The 25,023-nt window shown below is 68.1% G+C and carries 24 protein-coding genes; 14 read left to right on the forward strand and 10 right to left on the reverse strand.

The window, feature by feature from the left end; all coding sequences use genetic code 11:
- Together ACWDTP_RS22960 and ACWDTP_RS22965 are read right to left on the reverse strand one after the other, a co-directional pair.
- Positions 1–1,413, reverse strand: a 1,413-nt coding sequence (locus ACWDTP_RS22960) for an FUSC family protein (RefSeq protein ID WP_450023997.1), incomplete at its 3' end; no start/stop codon positions are given.
- A gap of 11 nt (positions 1,414–1,424) precedes the next feature.
- A complete protein-coding gene (locus ACWDTP_RS22965) occupies positions 1,425–2,000 on the reverse strand; it encodes a TetR/AcrR family transcriptional regulator (RefSeq protein ID WP_450023999.1) in 576 nt (191 codons plus the stop codon).
- A 124-nt stretch (positions 2,001–2,124) separates the two neighbouring features.
- Here ACWDTP_RS22965 and ACWDTP_RS22970 point away from each other — a divergent pair, with 124 nt between their 5' ends.
- The 8 genes from ACWDTP_RS22970 to ACWDTP_RS23005 all read left to right on the forward strand — a co-directional run bounded on the left by ACWDTP_RS22970 (position 2,125) and on the right by ACWDTP_RS23005 (position 8,170).
- Positions 2,125–2,760 (forward strand): TetR/AcrR family transcriptional regulator, encoded by a 636-nt coding sequence (locus ACWDTP_RS22970; RefSeq protein WP_450024001.1) that lies wholly within the window; start codon positions 2,125–2,127, stop codon positions 2,758–2,760.
- Between the two features lie 102 nt (positions 2,761–2,862).
- Entirely contained in the window at positions 2,863–3,798 is a 936-nt protein-coding gene (locus ACWDTP_RS22975) for a class I SAM-dependent methyltransferase (protein ID WP_450024003.1), read from the forward strand.
- A gap of 84 nt (positions 3,799–3,882) precedes the next feature.
- A complete protein-coding gene (locus ACWDTP_RS22980) occupies positions 3,883–4,749 on the forward strand; it encodes an SDR family oxidoreductase (RefSeq protein ID WP_450024005.1) in 867 nt (288 codons plus the stop codon).
- Positions 4,750–4,753: 4 nt separating this feature from the next.
- Positions 4,754–5,719: an NADPH:quinone oxidoreductase family protein gene (locus ACWDTP_RS22985; protein WP_450024007.1), complete on the forward strand. Its 966-nt coding sequence runs from the start codon at positions 4,754–4,756 to the stop codon at positions 5,717–5,719.
- The gene (locus ACWDTP_RS22990; RefSeq protein WP_450024009.1) at positions 5,716–6,417 is read left to right on the forward strand and encodes a haloacid dehalogenase type II; all 702 of its coding nucleotides are present in this window, start codon (positions 5,716–5,718) and stop codon (positions 6,415–6,417) included. Before ACWDTP_RS22985 ends, ACWDTP_RS22990 begins: the two co-directional genes overlap by 4 nt.
- 9 nt (positions 6,418–6,426) lie before the next feature.
- On the forward strand, positions 6,427–7,149 hold the full coding sequence (locus ACWDTP_RS22995) for a methyltransferase domain-containing protein (protein WP_450024011.1): 723 nt from the start codon (positions 6,427–6,429) through the stop codon (positions 7,147–7,149).
- Positions 7,146–7,631, forward strand: a complete 486-nt coding sequence (locus ACWDTP_RS23000) for a DUF456 domain-containing protein (RefSeq protein ID WP_450024013.1) — start codon at positions 7,146–7,148, stop codon at positions 7,629–7,631. Before ACWDTP_RS22995 ends, ACWDTP_RS23000 begins: the two co-directional genes overlap by 4 nt.
- A complete protein-coding gene (locus ACWDTP_RS23005) occupies positions 7,628–8,170 on the forward strand; it encodes a YceI family protein (protein WP_450024014.1) in 543 nt (180 codons plus the stop codon). The genes ACWDTP_RS23000 and ACWDTP_RS23005 overlap by 4 nt, the downstream gene beginning before the upstream one ends.
- A 364-nt stretch (positions 8,171–8,534) precedes the next feature.
- Here the strand turns inward: ACWDTP_RS23005 and ACWDTP_RS23010 are convergent, their stop codons facing one another.
- Positions 8,535–9,332, reverse strand: coding sequence for a tyrosine-protein phosphatase (locus ACWDTP_RS23010; protein WP_450024016.1), 798 nt, complete (start codon positions 9,330–9,332; stop codon positions 8,535–8,537).
- The gene (locus tag ACWDTP_RS23015) at positions 9,329–10,594 is read right to left on the reverse strand and encodes an acyl-CoA dehydrogenase family protein (protein ID WP_450024039.1); all 1,266 of its coding nucleotides are present in this window, start codon (positions 10,592–10,594) and stop codon (positions 9,329–9,331) included. The genes ACWDTP_RS23010 and ACWDTP_RS23015 overlap by 4 nt, the downstream gene beginning before the upstream one ends.
- A 55-nt stretch (positions 10,595–10,649) precedes the next feature.
- Between ACWDTP_RS23015 and ACWDTP_RS23020 the strand changes: the two genes are divergently transcribed.
- Complete coding sequence (locus tag ACWDTP_RS23020) at positions 10,650–11,132, forward strand: nuclear transport factor 2 family protein (RefSeq protein WP_450024018.1); 483 nt, start codon at positions 10,650–10,652, stop codon at positions 11,130–11,132.
- Positions 11,133–11,147: 15 nt separating this feature from the next.
- Here ACWDTP_RS23020 and ACWDTP_RS23025 read toward each other — a convergent pair whose 3' ends face one another.
- The 3 genes from ACWDTP_RS23025 to ACWDTP_RS23035 all read right to left on the reverse strand — a co-directional run bounded on the left by ACWDTP_RS23025 (position 11,148) and on the right by ACWDTP_RS23035 (position 13,618).
- Entirely contained in the window at positions 11,148–12,338 is a 1,191-nt protein-coding gene (locus tag ACWDTP_RS23025) for an MFS transporter (RefSeq protein WP_450024020.1), read from the reverse strand.
- A 46-nt stretch (positions 12,339–12,384) separates the two neighbouring features.
- Complete coding sequence (locus ACWDTP_RS23030; protein ID WP_450024022.1) at positions 12,385–13,266, reverse strand: LysR substrate-binding domain-containing protein; 882 nt, start codon at positions 13,264–13,266, stop codon at positions 12,385–12,387.
- An 85-nt stretch (positions 13,267–13,351) separates the two neighbouring features.
- Positions 13,352–13,618: a hypothetical protein gene (locus ACWDTP_RS23035; protein ID WP_450024024.1), complete on the reverse strand. Its 267-nt coding sequence runs from the start codon at positions 13,616–13,618 to the stop codon at positions 13,352–13,354.
- A gap of 164 nt (positions 13,619–13,782) precedes the next feature.
- Here ACWDTP_RS23035 and ACWDTP_RS23040 point away from each other — a divergent pair, with 164 nt between their 5' ends.
- The gene (locus ACWDTP_RS23040; RefSeq protein ID WP_450024026.1) at positions 13,783–14,433 is read left to right on the forward strand and encodes a response regulator; all 651 of its coding nucleotides are present in this window, start codon (positions 13,783–13,785) and stop codon (positions 14,431–14,433) included.
- A 1-nt stretch (position 14,434) separates the two neighbouring features.
- Entirely contained in the window at positions 14,435–15,601 is a 1,167-nt protein-coding gene (locus tag ACWDTP_RS23045) for a sensor histidine kinase (RefSeq protein ID WP_450024027.1), read from the forward strand.
- 7 nt (positions 15,602–15,608) lie between these two features.
- On the opposite strand, the gene ACWDTP_RS23050 is transcribed toward ACWDTP_RS23045, so the two are convergent.
- Positions 15,609–17,078, reverse strand: coding sequence for an LCP family protein (locus tag ACWDTP_RS23050; protein WP_450024040.1), 1,470 nt, complete (start codon positions 17,076–17,078; stop codon positions 15,609–15,611).
- Positions 17,079–17,450: 372 nt separating this feature from the next.
- Here ACWDTP_RS23050 and ACWDTP_RS23055 point away from each other — a divergent pair, with 372 nt between their 5' ends.
- The gene (locus ACWDTP_RS23055; RefSeq protein ID WP_450024029.1) at positions 17,451–18,479 is read left to right on the forward strand and encodes an aldo/keto reductase; all 1,029 of its coding nucleotides are present in this window, start codon (positions 17,451–17,453) and stop codon (positions 18,477–18,479) included.
- 184 nt (positions 18,480–18,663) lie between these two features.
- Positions 18,664–20,271 carry an APC family permease gene (locus tag ACWDTP_RS23060; RefSeq protein ID WP_450024031.1) on the forward strand — a complete coding sequence of 536 codons (1,608 nt, stop codon included), beginning with the start codon at positions 18,664–18,666 and terminating at the stop codon, positions 20,269–20,271.
- A gap of 183 nt (positions 20,272–20,454) precedes the next feature.
- On the opposite strand, the gene ACWDTP_RS23065 is transcribed toward ACWDTP_RS23060, so the two are convergent.
- A complete protein-coding gene (locus tag ACWDTP_RS23065; RefSeq protein ID WP_450024033.1) occupies positions 20,455–21,318 on the reverse strand; it encodes a mycofactocin-coupled SDR family oxidoreductase in 864 nt (287 codons plus the stop codon).
- A 78-nt stretch (positions 21,319–21,396) separates the two neighbouring features.
- Complete coding sequence (locus tag ACWDTP_RS23070) at positions 21,397–23,181, reverse strand: thiamine pyrophosphate-binding protein (RefSeq protein ID WP_450024035.1); 1,785 nt, start codon at positions 23,179–23,181, stop codon at positions 21,397–21,399.
- Positions 23,182–23,323: 142 nt separating this feature from the next.
- On the opposite strand from ACWDTP_RS23070, the gene ACWDTP_RS23075 reads away from it, so the two are divergent.
- On the forward strand, positions 23,324–24,886 hold the full coding sequence (locus ACWDTP_RS23075; RefSeq protein ID WP_450024037.1) for a PucR family transcriptional regulator: 1,563 nt from the start codon (positions 23,324–23,326) through the stop codon (positions 24,884–24,886).
- The last annotated feature ends 137 nt before the right edge of the window (positions 24,887–25,023 follow it).

Here is a 25,023-nt window from a genome sequence, read left to right on the forward strand (position 1 = left end):
CAGGATCCACAGCACCACCGGGTCCACCCCGACCAGTTCGATCAGCAGTGCGCCCAGCACGAAACCGATCGCGGTGCCCGCCACGGCCCGCAACACCCGGGTGCCGGTGGTCAGCGCGCTGCTGCGCAGCACCGACATCGCGCCAAGCACCACCCAGAAACCGTGCTGCACGGGGAACAGGTGGGTGACCGCCACCGCCAGCGCCAGACCCAGCCCGGTGCGCAGACTGTTGCGCAGCACCATCGCCCTGGTGGCCAGGAACCCCTTGGCGATCGAGGCGACCGCGACGGTCTCGGGCATCACCCAGTCCGCGGAGCCGGTCTCGGGCAGCCTGCGGCCCAGCACCCGGGCCCAGACCGGCCGGGCATCGGCCAGCGCCGCATTGCCGATGATCCGTCCGGTCACCGCGATGGTGGCCGATATGGTGCGGCGCACCAGCAGGGTCCGGCCGACCTCGACCGCGGCCGCATCGTCGGCCTCGCCGAGGATCGAGACGATGTCCTCGCGGTAGGTGCCCTGTGCGACGGTCCGTTGTTCGAGCAGTGCGGCCCGCAGATCCGCGCCGCGGGCCGCGCGTTCGGCGGGGTCGCGGATCCGCAGCACCGCGGCGCTGTCCCGCAGCACCCGTACCGCCGGATCCCGCGCGGCCCCGAGCAGGGCACCGGTCTCGTCGGTCATGCGGTCGGTGATCCAGCCCAGATCGTCGACCACCCGCACCAGGGCCCGGCTTCCCGCGGTCAGGGCCACCGGGCGGTAGTCGGCACCGAGGAAGCTGGCGTAGAGCTCGTTCATCGCGCGGGTGACGTCGCGGGCCGAGGCCTTGCCCTCCAGCCGGTCGGCCAGCAGCCGACACACCCGGGCGGCGTACCGGCGCAGTTCGTCGTGGTGGCGCGGCGCGAAGATGAACAACGCGGCGGGCACACACACCACCAGGGCGATACCCCAGCCCAGCAGCCGGTCGGGGATCGGGCCCACCGGTGTGCACAGCGGCAGCACGAACAGCAGCAGGGTGGCGCGCTGTCCGGCGGCGACGATCTCGCTGAGCACCCCGGAGAACGACACCACCATGCCGACGACGAACATCGCCACCACGCTCAGCCAGGCGTACGGGGCGATCAGCGTGCCCAGCACGATCAGGATCGCGCCGTTGACCGCCAGGCCCAGGTAGGCCAGGGCCCGGGCCGGCCGGTTACCGGGGAAGTCGGCGGTGATCAGCAGCGAGACCGCGCCGAAGATGCTGAACAGCGGGGTTTGGGAATCGCCGCCCACGGCGAAGCCGATGGCCGCGGCGATCGGCAACACGATGGCGGCCCGGGTGGCGCGGCGCAGCGCGTCGTATTCGGGGTCCTTGTCGTGGACCAGGTCGCGCAGCCGGTCTGCTGCCCGGCGCCACATATCGGCCGGGGTCAGCATGATCGACGATGTTAGACGGGTTTGTCGGGTTGGGGTGCCGGAGTAAACCGTCCCGATTCCAGCGCGTCGCGCATCTGCGATGAGATCCACGTGAGTGTATTGGTGTCTCGGGGCAGGGTGCTTTGCTCGTAGCCGACGATGAGGTAGGCGGCCCAGGCCGCGAAGCACCGCGCGGTGGCCTCGTCGCCGACGATGCCGCGGGCCGACTCGAACATGATGTCGAACCGCAACTGATCGACGACGGCCTGCACCGCGTAGACATCGGGGTCCAGCGAGCTCCACACCCGGATGGCCGCCTCGGCGCCGTGCGGCAGCACGAGCGCCTCCTCGATGATGGTCTCGATGCGCCGGTGTGGATCGGGGTCGGCGCGCACCGCCTCGACCACCCGCAGCGTCCTGACCTCGCGCCAATGCGCGATCAGCTCCCTGGTGTAGGACGACCAGTTCGGAAAGTAGTGGTAGAAGGAGCCGGTCGTGACGCCCAGCCGGTTGCACACCTCGGCCAGCTTGAGTCCGCCGTAGCCCAGATCGGACAGCACGTCCAGACCGGTGTCGAAGTACGACTCCCGTGAGACGACGCCTGCCATTCGGGTCACCCTAGTTCGTTGTCAAACCCCCGCAGTGCGGGGGCCATTTGCTGGTCGTGGGTGGACGCGCCCTTCACGGTTTCACGAATCGGGGCCGGGAGGTGACGTGTGGCACAATTTGACCGTGGCGCATATCGCGAGCCGAGGACCGGGGCGTCCTCCTGCAGCTAAGGCAGCGGAGACCCGCGAACGCATTTTGTGTGCGGCTCGTGAGGTGTTCAGCGAACTCGGGTACGACGCTGCCACGTTTCAGGCAATCGCCATCCGGGCCGATTTGACCAGGCCCGCCATCAATCACTACTTCAGCAGCAAGCGCGTGCTCTATCGCGAGGTGGTGGAGCAGACGAAGGCGAAGGTGGTTGCCGCGGGGATCGCCACGGCGCGGCAGGCGCCGACGCTGCTGGGCCGGCTCTCGGCGTTCTTCACGGCGGTGATGGATGCCGAATCGACCGATCGATCGGCGGCGGCGTTCCTGGTCACCTCCGTCCTGGAGGCGCAGCGGCACCCCGAACTCGCCGCCGACGATCACGACGCGTTGCGGGATTTCCGGGAATTCGTGGCGTGGGCGGTCAACGATGCGATCGATCGGGGTGAGCTCAGCACCGACACCGACATTCCGGCGATCGTCGAGATGCTGGTCGCGGTGATCTGGGGGATGGGGTTCTACGCCGGGTACGTCGGCAGGCAGGCCGACCTCGGGATCATCGTGGACAAGTTCGAATTGTTGATGGCCAACAAGCTGTGGCAGCTACGCGATTGACCGCGTGAGGTCGCCCACACCACCGGATAGCTTGGCTAACAGACTGGGTAGCATCTGGCTGGACCGCGCGCCGGTGCGCGCCCGACCGGATGGAGAAATCCGATGAGCTCGCTTCGATCTCACGACGACACCTGGGACATCGCCACCAGCGTGGGCGCCACCGCGGTCATGGTCGCCGCCGCCCGCGCAGGAGAGACCGAGCGCGACGATGCGCTGATCCGCGATCCGTACGCCAAGATCCTGGTCGCCGGGGCGGGCACCGGTGTATGGGAGTCGTTGCTGGACGCCGATTTCGCCGCCAAGGTCGAAGCCGCCGACCCCGAGGCCGCCGCGATCTTCGAGCACATGGGCAACTATCAGGCGGTCCGCACCCACTTCTTCGACGCGTACTTCGCCACCGCGACGCGGGCCGGCATCCGTCAGGTCGTGATCCTGGCCTCGGGCCTGGACTCGCGGGCCTACCGGCTGGACTGGCCCGCGGGCACGACGGTGTTCGAGATCGACCAGCCCAAGGTGCTCGAATACAAGGCGAGCACGTTGGCCGAGCACGGGGCCGAGCCGGCGGCGCAGCGCAGAGAGGTCGCGATCGACCTGCGATTCGATTGGCCGAAGGCATTGCGCGACGCGGGTTTCGACGACACCCAGCCCACCGCCTGGTTGGCCGAGGGGCTGCTGATGTACCTGCCCGGCGACGCCCAGGACCGGCTGTTCGAGCTGGTCACCGAACTGTCGGCGCCGGGAAGCCGGATCGCTGCCGAGACCGTCGGGGTGTCGTCGGGCGAGCGCCGCGAGCAGATGCGGGAACGGTTCGCCAAGTTCGCCGATCAGTTCGACCTGGGCCCGGCGCTCGACGTGCAGGAGCTGATGTACGAGGACCCGGACCGGGCCGACCTCACCGAATGGCTCAACGGCCATGGCTGGCGGGCCGACGGATTGCACTCCCTCGACGAGATGCGCCGGCTGGACCGCCTCGTCGAACTGGGTGAGGAACCCGAGCGGGACGCGTTCGCGACGTTCGTCACCGCCGAAAAGGCTTGATCGGCGACTGGCCGACCCGGTGTATCGGCGCAGATCGGTGCGCCGTATACAAGGTAGGAACGCTCGCCAACGAGAGGAACCGTCATGCCAGGAGTGCAGGACCGCGTCGTCGTCGTCACCGGAGCCGGTGGAGGTCTGGGCCGTGAGTACGCGCTGACCCTCGCCAAGGAGGGCGCCAGCGTCGTCGTCAACGATCTCGGTGGTGCCCGTGACGGCACCGGCGCCGGCCACAACATGGCCGATGAGGTGGTCAACGAGATCAAGGCGGCCGGTGGCCGGGCCGTGGCCAACTACGACAGCGTGGCCGAACCCGAGGGCGCCGAGGGCATCATCAAAACCGCGGTCGACGAATTCGGCAAGGTCGACGGTGTGGTGAGCAACGCGGGCATTCTGCGTGACGGCACCTTCCACAAGATGACGTTCGAGAACTGGGACGCCGTGCTCAAGGTGCACCTGTACGGCGGTTACAACGTGATCCGCGCCGCCTGGCCGCACTTCCGCGAGCAGAGCTTCGGCCGGGTAGTCGTCGCCACCTCCACCAGCGGCCTGTTCGGCAACTTCGGTCAGGCCAACTACGGTGCCGCCAAGCTCGGCCTGGTCGGCCTGATCAACACGCTGGCCCAGGAGGGCGCCAAGTACAACATCAAGACCAACGCGGTCGCCCCGATCGCGGCCACCCGGATGACCCAGGACATCCTGCCGCCCGAGGTGTTCGAGAAGCTCACCCCCGAGTACGTCGCCCCGGTGGTCGCCTACCTGATGACCGAGGAACTGCCCGACACCGACTCGATCTTCATCGTCGGCGGCGGCAAAGTGCAACGGACGGCTCTGTTCCAGAATGACGGCGTGGTGTTCTCCGACGGTGTCCCGTCGGTCGACGACATCGCCGCCAAGTGGGGCGAGATCACCGACCTGTCCGCGGCGCAGCAGGCCAGTTTCAAGCTGGGCTAGAGGAGTGAAAGCGCTTGTCGCGCAGTCGCTGACCGGAACATCCGGCCTGGTGTACGTGGACGTCGCGGGACCGTCGGGCGCCGACGCGGTGGTCATCGACGTCGGCGCCGCCGGGGTCTGCTTTCCCGACCTGCTGTTGCTGCGCGGCGAATACCAGCTGCGCCTCGAACCGCCCTTCACGCCGGGGATGGAGGTCGCCGGGACGGTGCGCTCGGCCCCCGAAGGGTCGGGATTTACACCGGGGCAACGGGTTTCGGCGTTCTCGATGATCGGCGGGTACGCCGAGCAGGTGGCGGTCGTGCCGTCCAACGTGATCCCCACGGCCGACGGTCTCGACGACGCCGAGGCGGCATCGCTGCTGGGCAACTACTACACCATGCAGTTCGCGCTGGCCCGCCGTGGCGGGCTGCAGCCGGGGGAGACCGTGCTGGTGCTCGGCTCGGCCGGCGGCATCGGCACCGCGTCGATCCAGCTGGCCAAAGCCATGGGCGCCAAGGTGATCGCCATGGTGCACCGGTCCGGCGCCGAGGAGTTCGTGTCGGCACTGGGTGCCGACGTGGTGCTGGCGCTGACCGGTGATTGGCGTCAGGCCGTCATGGACGCCACCGACGGTCACGGCGTCGATCTGGTGGTGGACCCGGTCGGCGGCGAGGCCTTCGACGACGCGGTCCGGGTGCTGGCTCCCGAGGGCCGGCTGCTGGTCATCGGGTTCGCCGCCGGTGCCGGCATTCCCACCGTCAAGGTGAACCGGCTGCTGCTGCGCAACGTCAGCGTCGTCGGAGTCGGCTTCGGTGAGTTCGTGCGCCGCCACCCGGCCGCCCAGGCGCAGGTCGGGGCCGAGTTGAACAGCCTGGTGGCCGGTGGGCTGCGGCCGCCCGCCCCGGTGCGGTTCCCGCTTGCGGACGGGGCCGCTGCTCTCGACGCGCTGGCGTCGGGCCAGGTGCGCGGAAAGCTGGTGCTCGAGCCGTGACCACCAAGGCGTTGGCGTTCGATGTGTTCGGGACGGTCGTCGACTGGCGGTCGTCCATCATCGCCGAACTCGAGTCGTTCGGCGAAAGTCGTGGGCTGCAGCGGGATTGGGCTACCTTCGCCGACAGTTGGCGGGCCGGGTATGCGCCGTCGATGGATCGGGTCCGCCGCGGTGAGTTGCCATGGACCCGGATCGACGATCTGCACCGCACGATCCTGGTGGCATTGCTGGCTGAGGCCGAGATCGGCGTCGACGACCAGGAACTCGACCACCTCAACCGGGCCTGGCACCGGCTGAACCCGTGGCCGGATGCGGTCGCCGGGCTGACCCGGTTGAAGACCCGCTTCGTCATCACCTCACTGTCCAACGGCAACGTGTCGCTGCTGACCAATATGGCCAAACGCGCCGGGCTGCCCTGGGATTGTGTGATCTCGGCCGAACTGTTCCGGCATTACAAGCCGGATCCGGAAACCTATCTGGGCTGCGCCGATCTGCTCGGCGTCGCGCCCGGCGAGTTGACCATGGTCGCCGCCCATCCGAAGGACCTGCGGGCGGCCGCCGCGTTGGGGCTGGGGACGGCGTATGTCCCCCGGCCGACCGAGTACGGGCCCGATCAGGCGCCGGACGTGGTGCAACCGGGTGAATTCGATGTCGTCGCGACGGACTTTGTCGCCCTCGCCGACCAACTCGGTGCGTAGCGTGGAGACATGGACACCAGTCAGGCACTGCAGAAGGCGCTGAATCTGCTGACCGATCCGCCTGCCGAACCCGATGTCAGCCGGGGATACCTGGATCTGCTGGGGGCGAGTGGCAACGACGCTCCGAAGAACTCGGGATTCATTCAGAAATGGTGGGCCTCGCCGGCGGGGTCGATGATCTACGACCACGCCCAACTGCTCAACCGGCGGGTGCTGTCGGCCATGCGGCCGCCGATCGAGTGGCTCGACATCCCGGCCGGGGGTATCGCCCTCGACGTGGGCAGCGGGCCGGGCAATATCACCGCGGCGCTGGCCAGGGCGGCCGGGCTGGACGGCGTGGCGCTGGGCGTCGACATCTCCGAGCCGATGCTGGAGCGCGCGGTCAAGGCCGAGGCGGGCCGCCAGGTCGGTTTCCTGCGGGCCGACGCGCAGCGCCTGCCGTTCCGAGACGAGAGTTTCGATGCGGTGATCTCGCTGGCCGTGCTGCAGCTCATCCCCGACCCGGTCGCGGCGCTGTCGGAGATGGTGCGGGTGCTGCGCGGTGGCCGGCGGATCGCCGTCATGGTGCCCACCGCGTCCGGGGCCGCCGCCGGGCTGAAGTTCCTGTCCCGCAGCGGCGCCCGGTTCTTCTCCGACGACGAGCTGGGCGACCTTTTCGAGGACCTCGGCCTGACCGGGGTGCGGGTCCGGTCGTCGGGTCCGCTGCAGTGGGTCCGCGGAACCAAACCGTGAGCACACTGGGCATCGCCCTGGTCGCCTTGGCGATCGCCATCGGTCTGATCGGCATCGTGGTGCCCATCCTGCCCGGCGGGCTGCTGGTGTTCGCCGCGATCGCTGTGTGGGCGGTCGTCGAGCACACCGCGGTGTCGTGGACGACCCTGGCCGTCGCGGCCCTGCTGTTCGTCGGCGCCGAGGTGATCAAATACCTGTGGCCGGTGCGGCGGATGCGGGCCGCGCAGGTCGGCACGTGGAGCCTGGTGGCCGGCGGCGTGCTCGGGATCATTGGGTTCTTCGTCATCCCGGTCATCGGTCTGGTGATCGGCTTCGTGGCCGGGGTCTACCTGGCCGAGCTCGGCTCGCGGCGCGACTACGCACGGGCATGGACGTCGACCGTGCACGCGCTCAAGGGCGTCGCGCTGTCGGTGGGCGTCGAGCTCGCGGGGGCGCTGCTGGCGACGGTGGCCTGGGTGACGGGCCTGGTGCTCACGTCGTGACTCGCTGGACCCTGGGCACCGAGTCGGGCGATCTGCTGCTGCACACCGGTGTGGCAGGCAGCGCGGCGCGCATGGGCCACCGGTTGACGATCGCCTGCGCGTCGTGGCGGGCGGTGGTGAATTGGGACGGTGCGCAACCCTCCGCGGTCGAGGTGACGGTCGACCTGGAATCCCTGCAGGTGCTGAGCGGCGAAGGCGGCCTGACCCCGTTGTCGGGCGCCGAGAAGACGCTGGCCCGCTCCAACGCGGTGAAGACGTTGCGTGCGAACAAGTTTCCCCAGGCCAGGTTCCGGTGCGACGAGATCGGCCGGGACGGCGAGGGGTACCGGCTGACCGGGACACTGGAGCTGGCCGGCCGCACCGGCGCGCAGACGGTCCTGGTCGCGGCGGACGGCCCCGGGCGTATTGCCGGCGAGGCCCGGGTGCGGCACAGCGATTTCGGCATCAGGCCGTATTCGATGATGATGGGCGCGATGAAGGTGGCCGACGAGGTGCGGGTGAGTTTATCGGTGACCCGTGACGACCGCTGGCCACAGTAGTCACACCGGTCGCAATTCTGGAAGCGGGATACGTTGTGCCCGACTGTCAGCGACAATTCAGCGACAATCGCCCCATGTGCATCTGGCATCTCAGCGGCCCCAAAGCCGGTTACCACATTCTGCACACAGGGACCCGGTGTCCCGGTGGCCTCACCAGTCCAGCGCCCGGCTATCAGCGACACTGTCGCGCATAGCCGGACAAGCCGAAATCGGTGACGTGCGAGGCTGATGAGACCTCAGTGACGTGAGTATTGATCGGCCGTGTTGCCGGCGGGGTCCATGATTCGGATGTGGCGATTGTCGCTGAAAAGTCGCTCACAGCCGGGCAATACGACACCGCGTTCCGGCGGTGTGACTGCTGTGATCAACCGACCAGGCCGGCCCTCAGTGCCGCGATCTCGGCGTCGGAAACCCCGGTCGCCTCGATGAAGCCGGTCACCGAACCGTAGGCCTCTTCCAGCTTGGTCCAGGCCGCGCCGAGGTACTCCTCGCGCACCCCGAGCACCTCATCGGTCAGCCGCGCCTCGGCGAAGGTGACCACCTCCGGCGCATCCTCGGCCCTGGCCCGCACCGAATCCATGATGCGGGACCGCAGCGCGGGAATCGCATCGTTGGAGCGCAGGAAGTCGGCGAACACCCGGTCGCGGTCGATGCCGACGGCCGACAGCACGGTCGCGACGGTGAACCCGGTCCGGTCCTTACCGGCGAAGCAGTGCGCGATCACCGGCTTACCGGCGGCCAGCAGCGAAATCACCTGCCGCACCGCGGTATGCGCGCCGGGAAGCGTCGGGAACTCCTCGTACACCTCGGTCATGTAGCGCCGAGCGGCCGCGGTGACGTCCTCACCGCCGGGGGACTCCGACATGACCCGCTGGAACGTGCTCTCATGCGGCGCGTCCTGATCGGGGTCGTCGGGGTGAAACGGCAACAGATGCACCGTCACACCGTCGGGCACCTGACCCGGGCCGCGGCGCGTCACCTCCTGGTGCGAGCGCAGATCGGCGACGTCGGTGATGCCCAGCCGCAGCAACGCGTCGCGGCCGTCGCCGGAGAGCCGGCTCAGCTCGCTGGACCGGAACAGCACCCCCGGCCGGATCTCGGCCTCCTGCGCGACATCACGGAAGTTCCACGCCCCGGAGAGCTCACCGAGTTCGACCGTCATGACGCCGTCGCCGCGGTGCCTGATTGGCGGCTCGCCGCGGTGCCTGATTGGCGGCTCGCCGCCGTACCCAGCGGGGATTTCTCGCGGCCGAGTTCGGCGCGGGCGATGGTGCGCATATGCACCTCGTCGGGACCGTCGAACAACCGCATCGCCCGGTGCCAGCCGTACAGCCGGGCCAGCGGGACGTCGTCGCTGACCCCGGCAGCCCCGTGCACCTGGATCGCGCGGTCGATGACATTGCAGGCGATCTGCGGGGCCACCGACTTGATCTGGGATACCAAAACGTGGGCGGCCTTGTTGCCCTCCCGGTCGATGGTCCACGCGGCCTTCTCGCAGAGGAGCCGGGCTTGATCTATTTCATTGCGGGACTTGGCGATCGACTCGCGCACCACGCCCTGCTCGGCCAGCGGCTTGCCGAAGGCGATCCTCTTCTGCACCCGGTCGACCATCAGGGTCAGGGCCCGCTCGGCCGCACCGAGCGCGCGCATGCAGTGGTGGATGCGGCCCGGCCCCAGCCGGGCCTGGGCGATGGCGAACCCGCTGCCCTCCTCGTGCAGCAGGTTCTCGGCGGGCACCCGCACGTTGTCGAACACGATCTCGCAGTGCCCGTGCTGATCCTGCCAGCCGAACACCGGCAGCGAGCGCTGGACGTCGACCCCAGCCGTTTCAATGGGCACCAGGATCATCGACTGCTGCTGATGGGATGCCGCGTCCGGATTGGTGCGGCCCATCACGATGAGCAGCTTGCAGCGCGGATCGGCCGCACCGGTGATCCACCACTTGCGGCCGTTGATCACGTAGTCGGCACCGTCGCGCAGCATCGTGGTCTCGATATTGCGGGCATCCGAGGACGCCACGGCGGGCTCGGTCATCGCGAATGCGCTGCGGATCTCGCCGGCCAGTAGCGGCTCCAGCCACTGCTTGCGCTGCTGCTCGTCGGCGAACAGGTGCAGGGTCTCCATGTTTCCGGTGTCCGGGGCCGCACAGTTGAGCGCCTCGGGGGCGATCTCCAGGCTCCAGCCGGACAGCTCGGCCAGCGGCGCGTACTCCAGGTTGCTCAGCCCGGACTCCGAGGGCAGGAACAGATTCCACAGGCCTGCGGACTTCGCCTTGACCTTGAGCTCCTCCACCACCGGGGGCACCGTGTGGTCCTTGGGCCCCTTCTCCTCCCGATAGGCGTGGTAGGAGGCTTCGGCGGGGAGAACGTGCTCCACCATGAAGTCGGTCAACCGGGAGTGGTAGTCCGCCGCCTTGGCCGACATCGCGAAGTCCATGGCAGCCACGATAGCCACATGGTTAGACAGGTAGAAAGGTGGCATGTCTGGAACTTCCCCGGCCGCGCCCGAAAGTCGTCCGCCGTTCCCGCCCTTCACCGCCGAAACGGCCATCCAGAAGGTCCAGGCCGCCGAGGACGCCTGGAACACCCGCGACCCACAGCGGGTCAGCCTGGCCTACACGCCGGATTCTGTGTGGCGCAACCGCGACCTGCACATCGTGGGCCGCGAGGAGATCGTGGCGTTCCTGACCGCGAAGTGGGAACTCGAACTCGACTACGTGCTGCGCAAGAGCCTGTGGGGTTTTCGGGAGAACCGGATGGCGGTGCGGTTCCAGTACGAATGGCATGACGCCGGCGGGCAGTGGTACCGCAGCTACGGCAACGAACTGTGGCAGTTCACCGCCGAGGGGCTGATGGCCCGGCGTGAGGCCAGCATCAACGATGTGGCGATCGAGGCGTCGCAGCGCCGTTACTTCGGCCCCCGCCCGGAAGCCGAGTACGGCCAGGACATCGAACTGTGGTGAGTTGAGCGGCGCGACTTAATCGCGCAGGGTCAGCGCCAGCGCCCCGGCCAGCACCGCCAGCATGATCACGGTGCCCGCGACCGCGGCCCAGCCCACGGTGTCGAAGGCCAGGCCGCCGAGCCAGCCCACCGCGCTGGACCCGCCGTAGTAGAACAGGTTGTACAGCGAGGATGCCTGCGCCTTGCCATCGCCTGCGGCGCTGCCCACCCAGCCCGACGCGATCGCGTGCGCACCGAAGAATCCCGCGGTGGTGATCACCAGGCCCACCAGGACGGCGATGATGTTGTGGCTCAACGTGACCGCGACCCCCACGATCATGGTCGCGATCGAGGCCAGCAGCACGGTCTTGCGGCCGAACCGGGTCGCTTCGGCACCCGCCCGCGCCGACGCCCAGGTCCCGGCCAGATAGGCCAGGAACACCAGGCTCACGATGGTCTGCGGCAGGTGAAACGGCGCCGCCATGAGCCGGAATCCCAGGAAGTTGTAGATCGCGACGAACCCGCCCATCAGCAGGAATGCCTGGCTGTACAGCACGAGCTGACGCGGTGAGCGCAGATTGCCGCGCAACCGGTCGATCAGCTCGCGCTGGCCGCGGGCCGGGGTGAACCCCTTGGCCGGCGGTGCGAGCCTGATGAAGGCGAGGGCGGCCAGCCCGCACAGCACCGCGACCGTCAACACGCCCATCCGCCAGCCGAACACCTCGGCGACGGGCCCGGTGACCAGCCGGCCGGACAGCCCGCCGATCGTGGTGCCCGCCACGTAGGTGCCCGCGGCCCTGGCGGCATGGCCCGCGTTGATCTCCTCGGTGAGATAGGCCACCGCCACCGCCGGCACCCCGGCCAGCACCAGGCCTTCCAGCACCCGCCCGCCCAGTAGCGGCTGAAAACTCGGCGAGAACGGTACGAGCAGCCCGAGAACCGTTGCGGCGGAGACCGATATGGTCATCACCTGAACGCGGCCGATCCGGTCGGCAAGCGCCGCCCACGGAATCACGCCTACCGCGAGGCCGATCGTGGCGGCCGATACGGCAAGGGCGGAGTCGGCGGCGCCGGTGCCCAGATCGCGGGCGATCAGCGGCAGTACCGCCTGCGGCGAGTACAGCTGAGCGAAGGTCGCGACGCCGGCGCAGAACAACGCGGCGAGCAACCGCCGGTAATCCGATGATCCCCGCGGGTGCCCTTGCCAGACAACGGAGGGGACAGTCACCACGACGACGTTAGGTAGTTACCGGGAATGTGTCCAATGCATGAAACTACTCAAGTTCATTCGATCTACGCATGATAAATTCGGCGAACCGCGCGGCGGCCGGGGGCAACGTGCGTTCCGCCGACCAGGCCAGACCCAGCTGACGCTTGGCCGATGCCTGGGCCAGCGGCACGTAGACCGCCCCCGGCTCGGCGCGCTCGGCCCGGGGCACCGGGACCACGGCGACCCCGAAACCGGCCGCCACCAGCGCCTCCATCGTCGGGATCTCCATGGCCTCGAACACCACCTGCGGTTCGACCCCCGCCTCGGCGCACAACTCGTCGGTGAGCTGACGCAGCCCGAACCCGGGTGCCAGCGACACGAACGGCTCCGCACCGGCGTCGGCAAGCCGGATCCGGCTCCGGGAGGCGAACCGGTGCTCGCGCGGCACCGCGAGGCAGAGCCGCTCCATGTACAGCCCGTGCCAGCGGTAGCCGTCGGGGCGCGGTGAGGTGATCGCCAGGTCGGCCCGGCCGCCGGCCAGACGTTCGACGATCTCGTGTGCGGCGCCCTGGGCCAGGCTGAACTGCACCCGCGGGGCCTCGGCGCGGAACCGGCGCAACAGATCCGGGACGAACCAGCCGGCCTGCGAATGCAGAAAGGCCAGCCGGACCGTCCCGGTGTCCGGATCACGCAATGCGGCGATCCGTTCTGTGGCCGAGCGCATTTCGGCGAGGCCGCGGCGGGCGTGCTCGAGCAGGATCTCGCCGTAACCGTTGAGCCGCAGCCGCCGGTGCACCCGGTCGAACAGGGCGACCCCCAGCTCCTCCTCGAGGCGGGCCAGTGCGCGCGACAGGGTGGGCTGGCTGACCCCGAGTTCGGCCGCGGCATCGGTGACGTGCTCGGTCTCGGCGAGGACCACGAACCAGGCCAGCTCGTCGAGGTGCATGGTGCTCACCTTTCCCGCCGAGCAGACACATACTCGCACTTTCACGCGGCGTGTCGTGCGAGTTCGCGTCTGCTCAGCGATGAGGCTACCCGCCGTAGGGGGCCAGGAAGTCGGCGCCGGCCGACGGCGTGAGCAGCGACGGGTGATGACGGTGCCACCACCCGCCCGGGTAGGCGCTGGCCGCGGGGTTCGCGTGGGTGTTGGGGATCGCGACGATCCCTGGCCTGGGCTCGGGAGGAGTGTAGGAGCCTGCGGCCGACGCGGTGCCGGCCAGGCCCAGTGCGGCGAGCCCGATGGTGCCCGCGGCCAGGGCGGGCAGGGCGACGAAGCGGGCGAAACGGTTCGTTCTCATGTGAATTCTCCTGTGTGAGTGTTTCTTTCGGTTATCTGCCGGATGATTCCGGCGATGTACCCACTGTGCTCGACGCCGGTGCGAAGATCTGTCGCCCGATGGGACGGTGGGGCGGCTGAATCCGTTGTCCCCCAATCGGGGGAACGGGAGCACGTTGCTGTGGGATGCTGTGCCGCATGGCCGACAAGGTGCGGGTGGTGGTGGGCGACGACCACCCGATGTTCCGCGAGGGCGTCGTGCGGGCACTGGTTTCCAGCGGGGAGATCGAGGTGGTGGCCGAGGCCGACAACGGCGCGGACGCACTGGAACTCATCAAGGCCCACCAGCCGCAGGTGGCGCTGCTGGACTATCGGATGCCGCAGATGGACGGGGCCGAGGTGGCCGCGGCCGTTGTCCGCGGCGAGCTGCCCACCCGGGTTTTGCTGGTATCGGCCCACGACGAGTCGGCGATCGTCTACACCGCCCTGCAGCGGGGGGCCGCGGGATTCCTGTCGAAGGAATCCACCAGAAGCGAACTGGTGAACGCCGTCCTGTCCTGCGCCAAGGGCCGCGATGTGATCGCCCCGAACCTCGCGGCCGGGTTGGCCGGCGAGATTCGTCGGCGCAATGAGCCCGATGTCCCGGCGCTCAGCCCGAGGGAACGCGAGGTCCTCGACCTGATCGCCAAGGGCCGCAGCATCCCCGCGATGGCCAAGGAGCTCTACCTGGCGCCGTCGACGGTGAAGACCCACGTTCAGCGGCTCTACGAGAAACTCGGCGTCGGCGATCGGGGCGCGGCCGTCGCCGAGGCGATGCGCCGCGGTCTGCTGAACTGACATGTCCGCGGCACGATTCGTCGAATTCTTTGCGGCGCAGCCGGTCCGGGTCTCGGCGGTATTGCGGCTCCCGCTGATCGGCCTGATCGTCGTGCTGGTGTCGGTATGGGATGTGGACCACTGGTTGCCGATGGTCTACGCGGCGATCCTCGGTCTCTACGCCGCCGCGGCGGTGGTGTGGCTGGTGGTGGTGCTGCGCGGGCCGATACCGCGGTGGGTGGAGTGGGCGTCGACCGCCGTCGACGTGCTGGTGCTGATCGCGTTGTGTGCGGTGTCGGGGGGCGCGACGGCCGCGCTGCTGCCGGTGTTCTTCCTGCTGCCGATATCGGTGGCGTTCCAGGACCGGCCGGTCCTGACGGCCATCATCGCGACCAGCACCGCGGCGGGGTACCTGGCGGTGTGGATCCTGTACTCCAAGCGCGACGATCGGGTCGGGCTGCCCGACACGGTGTACATGCACGTGGGCTTTTTGGCCTGGCTGGCGGTGGCCACCACCGCGTTGTCGCTGGTGTTGGTGCGCCGGTCGGCACGGGTGCGGTCCCTGTTGGAGGTGCGGCGCCGCCTGATCATGGAATCCACCAGGGCCGACGACGTCCGCAACGCGGAGTTGGCCGAACATCTGCACGACGGACCGCTGCAGACCCTGTTGGCCGCGCGGCTGGACCTGGATGAGATCCGGGAACGCAATCCGGACCCGGCGTTGGACCGCATGCACGCGGCTCTGCAGGAGACTGCGGTCGGGCTGCGATCGACCGTCACGGCGCTGCACCCGCAGGTGCTGGCCCAGCTCGGGCTGGCCCCGGCGGTCCGGGAGTTGTTGCGTCAGTTCGAGAATCGCAAGGATCTGGTTGTCACTGCCGATCTCGACGACGTCGGGCACCCGGAATCGCAGGCGTTGTTGTACCGGGCCGCACGCGAACTGCTGGCCAACGTGAACAAACATGCCAGGGCCCAGACGGTGTCGGTCGGCCTGCACCGCAGGGGCGACCGGACGGTGCTGACCGTGGCCGACGACGGCACGGGTTTCGACCCGGCGACGGTTGCACAATCGGTGGCCGAGGGACACATCGGGCTGGCCTCGCTGCAGGTGCGGGTCGAGGCGACCGGCGGCACGATGCCGATCAGCTCGCAGCCCGGTGCAGGCACCCGGGTCACGGTGACGCTGTGAGGACCGCTCACTTCACGCAGGGCACACCCGATACGGTCATCTGGCTCAGATCGGTGGGAGCCGGCGTATAGGTGCCGGTCGCGGTGGCCGCCACGGTGGTGACCGGGGTGGCGCTGGTCGTGGTCGTCGTGGTGGTGGTTGTGGTGGATCCGGTCAGCGCATCGGCGCCGAGGTAGTCGTCGCCGGGAAAATCGGTTCCGACGGTCAGTTGCACCGTGCCGGCCAGCACGTCCAGCGAGGGCATGGCCGTCACACCCAGCTCGTCGGCCAACGCCTGCGCGGCGGCCTCGGCGCCCTCCCCGTAGTCGATGGTGGTCGTGGCGGCCAGCGCCTCGGCATCGCCGATCTGGCCCTCGGTGAACCCGCTGGCGGCGAACGTGGTCTCGAGCGCGGCGGCCAGGCCCGAGTAGGTGGACGCGTTGAGCACGTCGAGAACGGCGCCGTGGCCGTCGAGGGTCCTGGTGGCCGGCGCCCGGGTGGGGGAGGCGGTGGTTTCGGTCTCGGAGACCAGGTCATGCACGATCTTGCGGATCGTGGGGACGTCGATGATGTTGATGTCCTCACCGAGCGAGTTCTGCCCGAACTCCTTGATCGGCAGGGTGTAGAGCGTCGGCGGCTTGTCGGTGAGCGCGGACGCCCGCCGGGCGAAGCTGGCCAGGTCGAAACCGGAGTCCAGCGCGACGTTCTGCTTGGTCACCGCCAGCAGATTGCGCAGCGTCGTCGGGTTGCCCATGGCTCCGCTCTTGCTCAGCGCCGAGACCAGTGCGGCGATGAAGGCCTGCTGGCGGCGGGTGCGGTCCAGATCGGTGAAGTTCTCGTCGTTGACATCGCGGCGTTGACGGACGAACGCCATCGCCTGGGCAGCGTCGATCTGCTGCTCGCCCTTGCGAAAGTCGGCCCCCGAGTACGGGTCAGAGGTGTCGTCGTTGAGGCAGACGGTGATCGGCGCGACCGCCTTGGCGATCTCGAAGAACGCACCGAGGGTGACCTCGACGAAATGGTCGATCGGGATTCCGAGAAGGTTTCGCACCGTGGCGATCTGGGCCCTGCGCCCGGCCTCGCGGGCCTGCTGTTCGTGTCCGGGGGTGTCTTCGTCGCTCCCGGAGTCCAGCGTGTCCATCTCCCGCTGGTAGGCGTAGCCGTAGGCCTGTTTGATCTTGCCCTTGCACGGCGAGGTGTCGCAGCCGGCCAGATCGACGTAATCGTCGCGCGGGATGGAGAACGCGGTCGCCGGGCTGCCGTCCCCGGGCAGGTGCACCACGATGAGCACGTTGGCGTTGTAGCCACCCACGGTTTCGTCGCCGGCGTGCAGGGCCTCGTAGATGTCCTGGGGCAACGGGTTGCCGTGCTGGTCCAGCCGGCTGTCGAGCCCCATGATCAGGATGTTCTCGGTGTCGCCGGTCGATCCGGACTCGCCGGCCAGCGCGTTGGATGTGGTGATCCCGTCCAGGGCGCCGTGGTAGGTGACCCAGCCCATCCCGGTGCCGGCCAGCACCGACGCCGCGATCAGGCCGATCGAGGCCCTGCGGGCGAGCCGGGCACCCCGATGGGCCGTTCGCTTCGGGAACCGATGCCGCGGCGGCGGTGGGGTCGTGAGGGCCGGTGAATTCATGATCACCTGCCATTATGCTGCCGTTCACACCGGACGCGGAACGCGGACCGGGATCGCCCGGTCGGTGCGGGGCGGGTGGACGGCGAAACCCGAGGACCGGTCGCAGGCGTCCACAATGTGCAGTCGAAGCGCTCGATAGTGCGCGAACTGTGTCGGTCCGATCGGCGTCGCGGTCACTACTCTCATCAAAAACGGTGTTGTCGAACATGATTCGGCGGTGAGAGCAAGGGGGCGGATATGCCGGTGTGCGATGTCGCAGTGCACGAGCGGTCCGGGTTGGCGTTCAGCATGTTGGGATACGGCGGGGCGCCGATCGGGAACTTCAACGGGACCTTCACCGACTCGGCGGCCCACCAGATGGTGGCCCAGTCCTGGGATCAGGGCGTCCGCTACTTCGACACCGCCCCGGGCTACGGCAACGGGCTCGGCGAGTACCGCCTCGGACAGGCCCTGCGCAGCTACGACCGCACGCAGCTGGTGCTGTCGACCAAGGTCGGCAGGGTGCTCAGGCCGACGCTGGGCGCGCCGACCGTCAACGGCCAGTACCGGGACATCCCGCCGCTGGTGGCGGAGTACGACTACACCTACGACGGTGTGATGCGCGCCGTCGAACAGAGCATGCAGCGGATGCTGACCGACCGGTTCGACGTGCTGTTCATCCACGACTGCGACCGCTATACGCACGGCGCCGCCCAACCCGAACTCTTCCGCCAGGCGATCGTCAGCGCTTTCCCCGCGCTGGAGGCCCTCCGCGAGCAAGGGGTGGTCACCGCCATCGGATTCGGGGTCAACGAAACCGACGTGATGACCGAGGCCGTCAAGGCGACCGACTCCGACCTGTGCCTGCTCGCGGGGCGCTACACACTGCTCGAGCAGGAGCCGCTGGACGCCCTGCTGCCGATGTGCGAGGAGCGGGGCATCGGGCTGATTCTGGGCGGTGTGTACAACAGCGGTGTGCTTGCGACCGGCCCGATCGAGGGAGCGCGGTTCAACTACGGTCCGGCGCCGCTGGAGGTCCTGGAGAAGGCGGGCCGCATCGAGGAGATCTGCCGTCGCCATGGTGTCGCCTTGCCCGCGGTCGCACTGCAGTTCGCCGCCGCGCATCCGGTCGTGCCCAGCATCTGCATCGGTGCCCGCAACGCCGATCAGCAGCAGCGCAACGCCGACCTGTTCGACGCCGTCGTGCCCGGGCAGCTGTGGGAGGATCTGCGGTCGGCGCGGTTGATCCGTGAGGACGCACCGACCCCTACCGCTGTGGTGCCCTGACCGGGTTCAGCGCGCCCGCATCGATGGTGTGCACAGTTTGCACACATTTTCGCTGCCCCTCATCTCACCCTGTGTCTAGTTTGTGAGCCGTGACAAGGCGATGGTGTTGGGGTGATCGCTGACATTTGCACCTCATTGCCGCTAAGACGCCGCCGCGGAGCGACCGCAAACGGCAGGAGCAGCAATGAGTGAATCACCCCGCGTGGAGCATGACGTGAACCGTCAGAGCGAGGATGCGCACTACCTCCGCTCGCTGGGCTACGAGGAAACCTTCGAGCGGAAGATCAGCCTCTGGGGCAATTTCGCCCTGGGGTTCGTCTACCTCTCACCCATGGTCGGTGTGGTCGCGATGTTCGCGGTCGGACTCGCCCAGGCAGGTCCGCCGGCGATCTTCTGGATCATCGTGGTCGGGCTGGGCCAATTTCTGGTCGCCCTGGTATTCGGTGAGATCGTCTCGCAATTCCCGTTGGCCGGTGGCATCTACCAGTGGGCCAGACGCCTGTGGAGCGGGAAGTACGCGTGGCAGATGTCGTGGATGTACATCTGGTGCATCATGATCGCGATCGCGACCACCGCGATGTTCGGTGCGGACTTCGTGGCGAGCCTGATTCACGGTACGACCGACAACCCCAGCGTCTCAGCGACGCCGGGCGAGCGATTCTGGTACACCCTGGCGATGTTGGGCATCTGTCTGGCGTTCAACCTGGTCGGTAGCCGGACGCTGGCCGTCATCGCGAAGATCGGTCTGGCCGCTGAACTGTTGTGCATCATCGTCGTCGGTCTGTATCTTCTGCTCTTCGACCGTAAGCAACCTTTCACCGCCTTCTTCGACGCGATGGGCTCTGGCGGCTCGGACGGGTACGTGTGGGCTTTCCTGGGCGCCTCCCTCGTCGGTCTGCTCTTGTTCTACGGATTCGAAGCGTGCGGTGAGGTCGCCGAAGAGACTCCGAACCCTGCTCGCACCATTCCACGAGCCATGCAGATGACGGTGGCCGTCGGCGGTGCCGCCGCGCTGTTGGCCTATGCCGGGTTCACCTTGGCTGCACCGAATCTCGCCGAGATCGTCAGTGGTGAAGAAGGCAATCCGATTCCGTCGATCGTCCAGCAGTCTCTGGGCTTCGTCATGACCAAGGTCTTCCTGGTCGTCGCGCTCACGTCCTTCTTGGCGGGCGTGATGAGCCAGCAAGCGGCCGCGAGCAGATTGACCTTCTCGTTCGCCCGCGACGACATGTTCCCTGGCAGCGTGATCTTTCGTCAGGTGTCGGCTGGTCGCCACCTGCCAGTGAATGCCCTCCTGGCGATCAACGTCGTGCCGGTCCTGCTCGTCGTATTCGACTACGTGTCGCCGGACGGGCTGCTCAAGATCGCGGCATTCCAGGTCTTGGCAGGCTACGTCGCCTTTCAGATGGTCGTCCTGGCAGCCTTGCGCAGTCGGCTCAAAGGGTGGCGCCCGGCGGGCCCGTGGAATCTGGGCCGGTGGGGAATGCTGGTCAACGCAAGCGCGCTGGGCTACGGGATCTTTGCGTGCATCATGCTGGCCAAGCCGACGGGAGAGGGAACCGTCTTCGACCGCTGGGTGTCGCTGATCGGATTCACGATCGTGTTCGCGCTCGGTATCGCCTATCTCCTCATCGCCAAACCTGACGAGAAGTCGACGGCACCGGAGAGTGACGCGATCGAGGTCGCCGACCGAATCCGCACCGCCAGAAGGCGTATCGAAGATTCGGCCGCGCAGGATTCCCCGGAGACGCCCGCCGATGCCGGAGACGACGTGCCGTCGCGCCTGCGCTGAGCCATCAGTCCTCAAGCGTCCCGGCGAAGGGGCGGTATTCTCCGCCGGGGCAATCTACTTCATCGGAACATTGCCGATCAATGGGTTCGACAACCCGACCGGGCCGGTCGTGAAGAGCGTTCTGCGCCGCTTCCTCTCCGGGTAGTCGGTGCGTTGGCCACACCGACCATGGCGGCCTGTCGTTCAGGCCTGCGCGGTGTGGTGGGGCGCCTTGAACGGGTTCATCGCGCCGGCATCGATCGTGTGCGCGGTTCCGGTGATGTAGCGGCCGTCCTCGCCGGCCAGATAAACCACCGCGTTGCTCACGTCGATCGGGTCGAGGAACGGTACGGGCAGGGCGTGCATCGCGGTCAGGGCCGGCAACGCATCTTCCTGGGATGCACCGTCTTTGCCGCCCGCGAACAGTCGGTTGTAGCGCGGGTTGTTGATCATCTGAGTGTTGACGTTCGTCGGGTTGATCGAGTTCACCCGGATCCCGTGCGGCGCCAGCTCACCCGACAGGGTGCGCATGAGCCCGTTGACGCCGTGTTTGGACGCCGCGTAGTGACCGACGTTGAGTTCGACGGTGAGGCCTGAGATCGAGCTGATCAGGATGACGGCACCGCCCTCGTTCTGCTGCAGCAGGACCGGGACCGTGGCCTTGATGGTCTTCCACACCCCGGTCAGGTTCACGTCGATCTGATCGGTGAACTGCTGTTCGGACAGTTCCCACAGGGGTGCGGTGTCATTGAGCGTGCCCGCGTTGGCGACGACGATATCCAGTCGCCCGAGCTCCGAAACACCCTGATTGACAGCGTGTTCCAGGGCCTTGAGGTCGCGGACGTCGGCCTCGGCCGCCACGACTCGCCGCCCCCGGCTCTTGACCAGGTCCACCGTGGTGACCAGATCGTCCGAATCGGCCATCGGATACGGCACGGTGTCGATCTGCCTGCAGATATCGAGCGCGATGATGTCGGCGCCCTCCTCGGCCAGCCGCAACGCGTGCGAGCGGCCCTGCCCTCGGGCGGCGCCCGTGATCAGTGCGACTTTGCCTTCCAGTCGAGACATGTGTCCTCCTCGTGAGATGCCACGGCCCGCCCCTGTCCTGCTGGGGGATGCGGACAGGGACGGGCCGGGGGCTGATAGCTACTGGTGCTGCTCGCGGGCCCGGAGCTCGCGGTACTCGTCGGCCCGCTCGTCGGTGATGTGCGGCAGCGGCGGGAAGTCCAGCCAGCCGGGCACGAATGGGCTGGCCAGGTCGCGATCGGTGGGGATTTCGACCAGCACAGGAGCTTTGGCGTCGAAGGCCCGTTTGAACGTCGGCTCGAGATCGGCGGCCGAATCCACCCGGAACGATTCGAGGCCGAACGACTCACCGAGGGCCTTGAAGCTCGGGCTGTAGGGGGTGCCGTCGGGCCGGTTGAACTCGGTGCCGATCATCCGGTCGGTGGCGTTGCGCTGGCCACCGCGGATGGAGATGTACCCGGAGTTGTCCTGCACGATGAACACCACCGGGATGTCGTGCTGGATCGCCACCCCGATCTCCTGCGCGGTCATCAGGAAGTCGCCGTCACCGGTGATGGTGGCGACCTGACGTTCGGGCGCAGCGAGTTTCGCGCCGAGCGCGGCGGGTACCGGCCAGCCCATCGACGAGAATCCGCCCGTGGTGAGGTGGGTGCGGGGCTCGTAGACCGGGAAGGTCTGCTTGACCGCGCCCTGTGTGTTGCCCGAGCCGACCAGCACGATGCCGCTGCGGTCCATCACGTTGCGAAGTGCGGCCAGCGGGCGCTGCAGCGTGAACGGGAACCGGTCGGTGTCGCGCCGGGTGGCGAGTTCGTTCTCCCACTGGGCTTTTCGCTTCGCGACCTCGGCGAGGTACTCGGTGCGGTCGGGCTTGGTAGGCAGTGAATCCACGATGACGGCCACCGCCGGTTTGGCGTCGGCGAGGATGCCGACCTCGGCGGGGTAGATCTTGCCGATCTCGTGCGGGTCGATGTCGATGTGGATGAGCTTGGCCGGCGGGAACGAGAACGACTGTCCCTTGGCGTAGCTCGACGCCGACCAGTCGGTGAACCGGCACCCGATCGACACCACCACGTCGGCGTTGGCGGCCAGGTAGTTGCCGTGGATGGTGCCGGTCTGACCGACGCTGCCGACGAACAGCTCGTGATCCTCGGGGAAGGCGCTCTTGCCGTTCCAGGTGGTGACGACCGGTATGTCGAGTCCTTCTGCCAGGGCGCGCACCTCGTCGGTCGCGTACGCGCTGATCGCACCGCCACCCACGACGATCACCGGCCGCTTGGCCGCGCCCAGCAGGTTGACCGCCCGCTCGATGGCCTGCGGGTCCGGGTACTGCAGGCCGATCGGCAGCCGGCGGGCCAGGTCGTGGAAGTTGACCTCGGCGGTCTCGGCGTGCAGGTCCCACGGCACCTCGATGTGCGCCGGTCCGCGCCGGCCGGTCAGCATCGTCGAGAACGCCCGGTGCATGATGAACGGCAGGTCCTCGATGCTGTTGGCGACCCAGCTGCGCTTGGAGACCGCCTCGGCGACCTGCGGAAAACCGTTGTCCTTCTGGCGTTCCAGCTCCTGGAGCACACCGCGCCCGCGCATGTGGCGCGGCGGGCCGCCGGTGATCACCAGCACGCTGGTCGAGTCGCTGTAAGCGGTGGCCAGACCGAGCACGGTGTTGGAGGCGCCCGCACCGATCGACGTCACGGCGCACATCGGCTTACCGGACACCCGGTAGAACCCGTCGGCCAGGTGGACGGCGCTCTGCTCGTGGTAGGTCTGGATGAACGGGATCTTGGATTCGTCCTCGTTGAACGCGTCCATCAGGCCCCAGATGCCGTGGCCGGGAATGCCGGCCGCATAGGGGACGCCGTACTCCTTGAGGATGCGGGCGATGACCTGCCCGCCGTTTAGCCTGGGCATGAAGTGTCCTTTCGGTGGTGCGGACGAGGGCTGCGATCGTGCCGACCAGTCTGCCTAGGGTGAGCCAATCTCGTTAGACTCAATCTGAGCAGTAGAAGACGATATTGCTGCACAATATGTCCGCCGGAAGGTGGTGACGATCATGGCGATGACGGTGCGCGCCGCATTGGACCTCGAAGTTTTCACCCGGGTCCCGATGAAAATCTACGCCGGGGCCGAGGGCCTCGGACGCACGATCCGGTGGGTCCACCCCACAGAGATCCCCGATATCGCAAAGTTTCTCACCGGCGGAGAAATGCTGCTCACCGCGGGGCTCGGGATCGGGTCGACGCCGGAGCGGCAACGCGAGTACATCACCCAGATCGCCGATTCCGATGCCGCGGTGCTCATCATCGAGCTCAGCGGCCGGGCCTTCGACGTCATGCCGCAGGCGTTGATCGCCGCCGCGGACGAACGCGGTTTCCCCCTCGTCGGGCTCGACGGCGAATTGCCGTTCGTGGAGGTCTCGGCCCAGGTACACGAGTCGATCGTCGATCAGCGGGTGCTGGACCTGAGCACCTACGAACGGCTCAACGCCAGCTTCATGCAGTTGCTCCTGGCCGGCGGCGACCCGGGTGCCTTCACCGACGCGCTCAGCGCCGAGGTCGGCCACCCCGCAGTCCTCGAAGACGCGACCCGCCAGATCGTCGCCTACTCCGGTGGCACCCCGGCCGGCGATGAGGTGCTCACCGAGTGGGAACACCATTCGCGCATCGACCACGACTCGATGTCCACCGACGGCAACGTCAACGAGGCGCACAACTGCACCCGCCGCGCCGTGGTGCTGCGCGGTGAACGGTGGGGATGGCTGCACGTGTTGCACGGCGGCGCGACGGTCGCGGGTACCGCCTCCTACGCCGTCGACCGGGCCACCGACGGCATCGCGATCGCGCTGCTCGGTGCCCGCGAGAGCGGCGCCCGGTCGGCCCAACGGCAGAACACCCTGGTCAGTCGCCTGCTGCTGGGCGACATCTCGGGCGACGCCTTCGTCGCCAGGGCACTGCGCATCGGCCGGGACCTGCGTGACCGGGCCCTGCTCGCGGTGTTCGTCTGCCGGGAGACCCCGGCCGACAACACCAGCGACGAGGCCGTCGAGGAACTGTGCCGGACGTTGCATCTGCCCGCGGTGGTCGCCGATCTCGGCGAACACACCCTTGCCATCATGGGGCTGCCGAGAACCAGCTCGGAGAAACAGGTGGTGGAACGGCTGACCGCGGCCAATGTCCGGGCCGGCATCAGCAGGCCGGTCAGCGCGAGCCAGTTGCCGACCGCGGTGGAACAGGCCCGCAGCGCGGCCTCGGTGGCGGCCGCCCGCCCCGACAAGGCCGTGCACCGCTTCGACGATCTGGGCGTGCTGCGGCTGTTGGCCTCGCTCGCCGGTGGCCCCGAGCTCGCCCGCTACATCGAGGACGAGCTGGGGCCGATCCTCAAACACGACGCCAAGGCGACCAATCCGCTGCTGCCGACCCTGCGGACCTACCTGTCCCACGACGGCAACAAATCCCAGGCCGCCCAGGCCCTGTTCGTGCAGCGCCGCACGCTGTACTACCGGCTGGAGCGGATCACGAGCCTGCTCGGACGCTCACTCGACGACCCCGACACCCGGCAGGCGCTGATCTTCGCGGTGCGCGGACACGATCTGCTGCAGCGACAGGACCAACCGTGATTTCACATCCTGTGCACCTCTGCGCGGCCGCTCTGCCCAATCTGGGGCTCGCCCGGATTTTCCGTGAAATGTTGCTTTGGTGGGGTGTAGATACGCGAAAGTGCCTTCCCCTGGGAACGATTGAACCGTAGAGAAGT

The organism is Mycobacterium sp. NPDC003449 (genome assembly GCF_053588415.1).

Coding starts and splice junctions, on each gene's coding strand:
- ACWDTP_RS22995 (WP_450024011.1), top strand. CDS start 6,427: ATGGACACCAGTCAGGCACTGCAGAAGGCGCTGAATCTGCTGACCGAT.
- ACWDTP_RS23050 (WP_450024040.1), bottom strand. CDS start 17,078: ATGGGCTGGGTCACCTACCACGGCGCCCTGGACGGGATCACCACATCC.
- ACWDTP_RS22975 (WP_450024003.1), top strand. CDS start 2,863: ATGAGCTCGCTTCGATCTCACGACGACACCTGGGACATCGCCACCAGC.
- ACWDTP_RS23065 (WP_450024033.1), bottom strand. CDS start 21,318: ATGTCTCGACTGGAAGGCAAAGTCGCACTGATCACGGGCGCCGCCCGA.
- ACWDTP_RS23020 (WP_450024018.1), top strand. CDS start 10,650: ATGTCTGGAACTTCCCCGGCCGCGCCCGAAAGTCGTCCGCCGTTCCCG.
- ACWDTP_RS23030 (WP_450024022.1), bottom strand. CDS start 13,266: ATGCACCTCGACGAGCTGGCCTGGTTCGTGGTCCTCGCCGAGACCGAG.
- ACWDTP_RS22980 (WP_450024005.1), top strand. CDS start 3,883: ATGCCAGGAGTGCAGGACCGCGTCGTCGTCGTCACCGGAGCCGGTGGA.
- ACWDTP_RS22965 (WP_450023999.1), bottom strand. CDS start 2,000: ATGGCAGGCGTCGTCTCACGGGAGTCGTACTTCGACACCGGTCTGGAC.
- ACWDTP_RS23010 (WP_450024016.1), bottom strand. CDS start 9,332: ATGACGGTCGAACTCGGTGAGCTCTCCGGGGCGTGGAACTTCCGTGAT.
- ACWDTP_RS23075 (WP_450024037.1), top strand. CDS start 23,324: ATGGCGATGACGGTGCGCGCCGCATTGGACCTCGAAGTTTTCACCCGG.
- ACWDTP_RS23060 (WP_450024031.1), top strand. CDS start 18,664: ATGAGTGAATCACCCCGCGTGGAGCATGACGTGAACCGTCAGAGCGAG.
- ACWDTP_RS23015 (WP_450024039.1), bottom strand. CDS start 10,594: ATGTCGGCCAAGGCGGCGGACTACCACTCCCGGTTGACCGACTTCATG.
- ACWDTP_RS23035 (WP_450024024.1), bottom strand. CDS start 13,618: ATGAGAACGAACCGTTTCGCCCGCTTCGTCGCCCTGCCCGCCCTGGCC.
- ACWDTP_RS23070 (WP_450024035.1), bottom strand. CDS start 23,181: ATGCCCAGGCTAAACGGCGGGCAGGTCATCGCCCGCATCCTCAAGGAG.
- ACWDTP_RS23045 (WP_450024027.1), top strand. CDS start 14,435: ATGTCCGCGGCACGATTCGTCGAATTCTTTGCGGCGCAGCCGGTCCGG.
- ACWDTP_RS23040 (WP_450024026.1), top strand. CDS start 13,783: ATGCTGTGCCGCATGGCCGACAAGGTGCGGGTGGTGGTGGGCGACGAC.
- ACWDTP_RS23055 (WP_450024029.1), top strand. CDS start 17,451: ATGCCGGTGTGCGATGTCGCAGTGCACGAGCGGTCCGGGTTGGCGTTC.